This is a genomic window from Ligilactobacillus sp., from assembly GCF_036846325.1.
In the GTDB taxonomy this organism is placed as follows: domain Bacteria; phylum Bacillota; class Bacilli; order Lactobacillales; family Lactobacillaceae; genus Ligilactobacillus.
Genome location: NZ_DAIUCE010000117.1, coordinates 1 through 4,334 on the forward strand (window position 1 = coordinate 1; position 4,334 = coordinate 4,334).

General features: G+C 43.9%; 5 protein-coding genes. All 5 read right to left on the reverse strand.

The features are described from left to right. Positions 1 to 112 precede the first annotated feature (112 nt). The 5 genes from V7Z60_RS08865 to V7Z60_RS08885 are packed head-to-tail and all read right to left on the reverse strand — an operon-like array spanning position 113 to position 4,056. The gene (locus V7Z60_RS08865; protein ID WP_334117466.1) at positions 113 to 454 is read right to left on the reverse strand and encodes a phage holin family protein; all 342 of its coding nucleotides are present in this window, start codon (positions 452 to 454) and stop codon (positions 113 to 115) included. Continuing rightward, on the reverse strand, positions 454 to 810 hold the full coding sequence (locus tag V7Z60_RS08870; RefSeq protein WP_334117467.1) for a PspC domain-containing protein: 357 nt from the start codon (positions 808 to 810) through the stop codon (positions 454 to 456). Before V7Z60_RS08870 ends, V7Z60_RS08865 begins: the two co-directional genes overlap by 1 nt. Further along, the gene (locus V7Z60_RS08875) at positions 807 to 2,195 is read right to left on the reverse strand and encodes an ATP-binding protein (protein ID WP_334117468.1); all 1,389 of its coding nucleotides are present in this window, start codon (positions 2,193 to 2,195) and stop codon (positions 807 to 809) included. Before V7Z60_RS08875 ends, V7Z60_RS08870 begins: the two co-directional genes overlap by 4 nt. After that, positions 2,192 to 2,911, reverse strand: coding sequence for a response regulator transcription factor (locus V7Z60_RS08880; protein ID WP_334117469.1), 720 nt, complete (start codon positions 2,909 to 2,911; stop codon positions 2,192 to 2,194). The genes V7Z60_RS08875 and V7Z60_RS08880 overlap by 4 nt, the downstream gene beginning before the upstream one ends. A gap of 11 nt (positions 2,912 to 2,922) precedes the next feature. After that, positions 2,923 to 4,056: a PDZ domain-containing protein gene (locus tag V7Z60_RS08885; RefSeq protein ID WP_334117470.1), complete on the reverse strand. Its 1,134-nt coding sequence runs from the start codon at positions 4,054 to 4,056 to the stop codon at positions 2,923 to 2,925. Positions 4,057 to 4,334 lie beyond the last annotated feature (278 nt).

A 4,334-nucleotide genomic window follows, 5' to 3' on the forward strand; every position in this document is an offset into this window, starting at 1 on the left:
ACGCTATCCATGCAAAAACAACCCCTGTCATTTCCATTATCAAATTATAATTATGCCATCTGTGTCAATTGTAACATCTTTAAGCGCTTTCATCACCATCATTTCAGACTTTTTATGATAAATGGTCCGTAATGATCAGATTTACGATGCTCAAAACGATTGCAATCATAATCGCTGACGTAAAACTCGAAAACTGAAACAGGTCGCCCATCACGACAGAAGTCAGTTCCAACATCAGCCCATTGATGATCAGATAGAAAATTCCCAACGTCACGACCGTAATCGGCAAAGACAAGACCAGCAGGATCGGCTTGACCGACATATTAAGCAATCCCAGGATAATTGCCGCTAAAAAAGCGGTCGGAACGTTTGCGACATGCAAGGCATTTGGAAAAAATCCTGCCGTTGCTAAAAATACCAGTGCATTTACCAGACACCGTTGCCAAAACCCCATTATTTATCGTCCTTTCTTTCCTTAACGTCTCTTTCCCTGGCATCCGTCACAATTTTTCTCCCCTGCTCCTGCGACCGACCGGATCGGGAACTGCCTGACCTGTTTTTCCCGACGAACAGATCCTTCAACAGCGTAAAAACGTCATTATACTGTTCCGGTTTCTTAGGCATCACCAACGCTAAAATCAAATATGCCAGAATAACCACGTAAACCATTGGCGGGAAAAATTCCGCAATCATTGCAATTGCCAGGAAAATTCCCCTGACGATCCACGGATTGACGTTGAAATATTCAGCAAAGCCCGTGCATACTCCGCAGATCAGGCCATGATTCGATCGATATAATTTCTTTTTCACTTCTCTACCTCGCTTACTTTGTTTTCACTGAACTTCGGCAGCGTTACCATGAATTCAGTCCAGGAATTAGGCACGCTCGTCACGTCAATCATCCCTGAAAGAGAGTCCACGTATTCCTTGACGATTGACAATCCCAGCCCCGTTCCTTCCTGTGAACGTGATTTGTCGCCGCGATAGAATCTTTCGAAAATCCTTCCGAGATCTTCATGCTTGATGCCCTGACCGGTATCCCTGATCAAAAAGCACCATTCATTTTCAAAGATTACGGCAGAAACTTCAATTGATCCGCCTTTTTTATTATAGCGTACTGCATTTTGCATGAGATTGGAAATAATGTGCTGCAGTTTTCTTTCATCGCAGACGATTTCGACATCAGACGCAATCTTGTCAGTGAAACTGATTTTCTTCTCGCTGATTGCCGGACCAAACTGTTGTAAAATCCGCTCGACAAATTTTCTGAGCCTGATTTTGACGAAAGTATCTCCTTTTGACGCATCGATTTTCGATAAGGACAAAATATCATTAATTAAATCCGTAAGCTGTTTGCTTTGTTCAAGAATGATCCTGACAAATTCAGCGGCCGTTTCCCTGTCATCCAGTGCACCTTCAAGCAGAGTTTCGCTGAATCCCCTGATTGCAGTAACAGGCGTTTTCAATTCGTGTCCGACGTTGGCGACGAAATCACGCTGCATCTGAGACACGAGACGCTCGCTCGTGATGTCGTCAAACAGGCACATCACCGAATAATGGTGTCGAGACAGGGGAACATAGATTGCATGAACGTCGTAGTACTTGATTCCGCTTTCTGTTTGATCTTCCCAGATTATATGCTGGTCTTCCTTTGTTTCATAAGCCTTTTGAGTCATGCTGACAAGTTTTGCATCATGAAATACGACATAAAAAGGTCTGCCCTTGGGCTTTGGAGGAAGGACCAGAATTTCTTCCAGAAGATGATTGTAAAGAGTAATTTCCTTATTGCGGTCAAAAACGACAACGCCCGAAGTCATTGATTCCATCAATGACAAATAGTCCCTCGTCTGTTGTTTGAAAAGCTTTAGAAAACGTTTGGAATTACTTTGGACTGCATTGATTGCACGGGCAAGCTCGACATAATCATTTCCCTGTTCCAGCAAAATGTGGCTTGAAGGTTTTTGATTCGTAATTTCAATCAGCTTTTGCGTCAACATGTTCAACGTTTTCATGCGTTCAAGGCGCTGCATGATCTGGAATGCGCATTCAAGAAAAAGACACCAGACCAATGCTCCGAAAATTTTCTCCTTTGTCGTTAAATCTCCGCCTGCAAAAAGTTCAATGGCAATTCCGTTGAATACTCCTGCCAAAAGACATATCAACGCATTGTATCCAAGAATTTTAGCTGCTTTCATTTAGCGTCACCATTGAAACGATAGCCGAATCCTCTGGCGGTCTGAATATAGACAGGGTGTTTGGGATCATCTTCAAGCTTTTCTCTCAGATGGCTGACATGCATGTCAACCATGCGTGTCTGACCAACGTAGTCGTACCCCCAGACGCCGTTCAGAAGCTTTTCTCGACTCAGAACCCTTCCCGGACGCTTGACAAAATAGGCCAGTAATTCAAATTCTTTTGGAGTAAGCTTTACGCGTTCTCCGTTTCTCATAACTGAGACTCTGGCCAGGTCAACGGTAAATCCTGCATATTCATAAAATTCCTTTTCGACCTTGGACGGCTGACTTACGCCAACTTCATCTGATGATGACGTTATCCGGCGGCTGATTGCCTTGATTCTTGCGATAACTTCTCTTGGAGAAAAAGGTTTTGTCAAATAATCGTCCGCTCCAAGTTCAAGTCCGATGATCTTATCGTACTCCTGATCACGAGCAGTTAAAATGATAATCGGCGTTTCGATCCGTTCCTGACGCAAACGCCTCGTTATTTCAATCCCGTCCATTCCGGGAAGCATCAGATCAAGCAAAATGAAATCATATTTCCCGGTTACTGCCATATTATACGCACTGACGCCGTCGGAAACGGTATCGACACCATACCCTGCCTTCTTCAAATTATATTCCAGCAGGGTTACAATTGCCTTTTCATCATCCACGACCAGAATCTTCTTCAAAAAAACACCCTCTAATCAAATAAAATAATCCCTATTTCGTGCGGTGCATCTGCATAAAGCGCACTCTCACAAATCTTAAGCTCACCATCCATCGTTCTAACCAGCAGGTGGCAGTACGCTGAATTCTTCTGCAATGCCTGATACAGTTCATCCGCATTGGCAATCCTGACTTTGTTGCATTCCAGAATCACATCGCCTGGAACCAGTTTCATCTTTGCAGCAGGCGTTCCGCTCTTTACGGCAACAACCCTTGCTCCGTCACTCGTTTCAACATACCAGAACTGACCTTTCCCATCAAATGACGACTGCCTGACAATAAAGATAAGCTCGGTTAAAAACATTACCGCCAATAAAATCAAACTTGATTCGGGAACGAATGCTGCAATTATCGCAAAAAGCAGTCCCATTCCGCATTGCAGCGCTTTTTGCCTCCTGTAATATCTGAGACTCGAAGAAAAGCTCCGCTTGAACGTCTTCACGTTTGCCGCAACCAAAAGCGGCATCAGAAACAACGTAAAATGCACGCCGCTGATTCCCGAAAGCGGCCAGAAGAATGCAGACTGCGTTCCATCCCGTAGCGGGAGCAGCAGAATCAACGGAACAACCGTCATTTCCCTGAAATAATAGCCGACGATTCTGCGACCGCGTTTACCGTTCCTGACTTTAGGCGCAAACCATTCCGTTTCCTTCTCTTTGGAAAGTGCCACCTGAAATCCTGCGCATAATGCTGCCAGGACAAGAATCGCAAACCCGAAATGCTGATTCAGCGTATCTGGCAAAAGAAAGAATTGAACGTCAAACTGCTGGCACAAAAGCGTTATTAATCCAGTTGCCAAAACCGCCGCAAGACTCAAATCAACTGCCTGACCAAAAAGCAGTGCAACGATTCCCAAAGCCTGATACATGACAATGGTTCCTTCAGGAATCGAAACGCCTGAAAGCACCGTGACAATTGCAGCGATGAAGAAAAAACTCAAAGCATGTTTCAGAAAATGGCGTCCTTCATAGAAATCACGATTAATCGCTATCCTGAATGTTTTTCTTTCATATTTGACTCTTGAAAAGTACTGTATCAGCACTGCAATGACAGATGCCAGCAGCAAAGGCTGAATAAAGTACTTCAGAATGCTTTCAAACAAATTCATGCACTTATCCCCTCTTTTGGCGTTTAACTTAATTATAACAAATTAACAACGGCAAATGAAAAAATTAGAGAAAAAAGAAAGGGCGAGCCCTATCGGCATGATTGACTATGAAAATCGAAAAATATTAATGCTGAAAAGGGGCTGTTAATTTCAAATTTCATCCAGGACTTTGTTGTGTATGCAACGTTAAATGTGTGCTTTGACGGCAACCAAGGAATGCCAATTACGGGCTCATGAGCGCTCGGCTCCACACCTTGCCTAATCGGGTTCAGACCAGC

Coding starts and splice junctions, on each gene's coding strand:
- V7Z60_RS08865 (WP_334117466.1), bottom strand. CDS start 454: ATGGGGTTTTGGCAACGGTGTCTGGTAAATGCACTGGTATTTTTAGCA.
- V7Z60_RS08875 (WP_334117468.1), bottom strand. CDS start 2,195: ATGAAAGCAGCTAAAATTCTTGGATACAATGCGTTGATATGTCTTTTG.
- V7Z60_RS08885 (WP_334117470.1), bottom strand. CDS start 4,056: ATGAATTTGTTTGAAAGCATTCTGAAGTACTTTATTCAGCCTTTGCTG.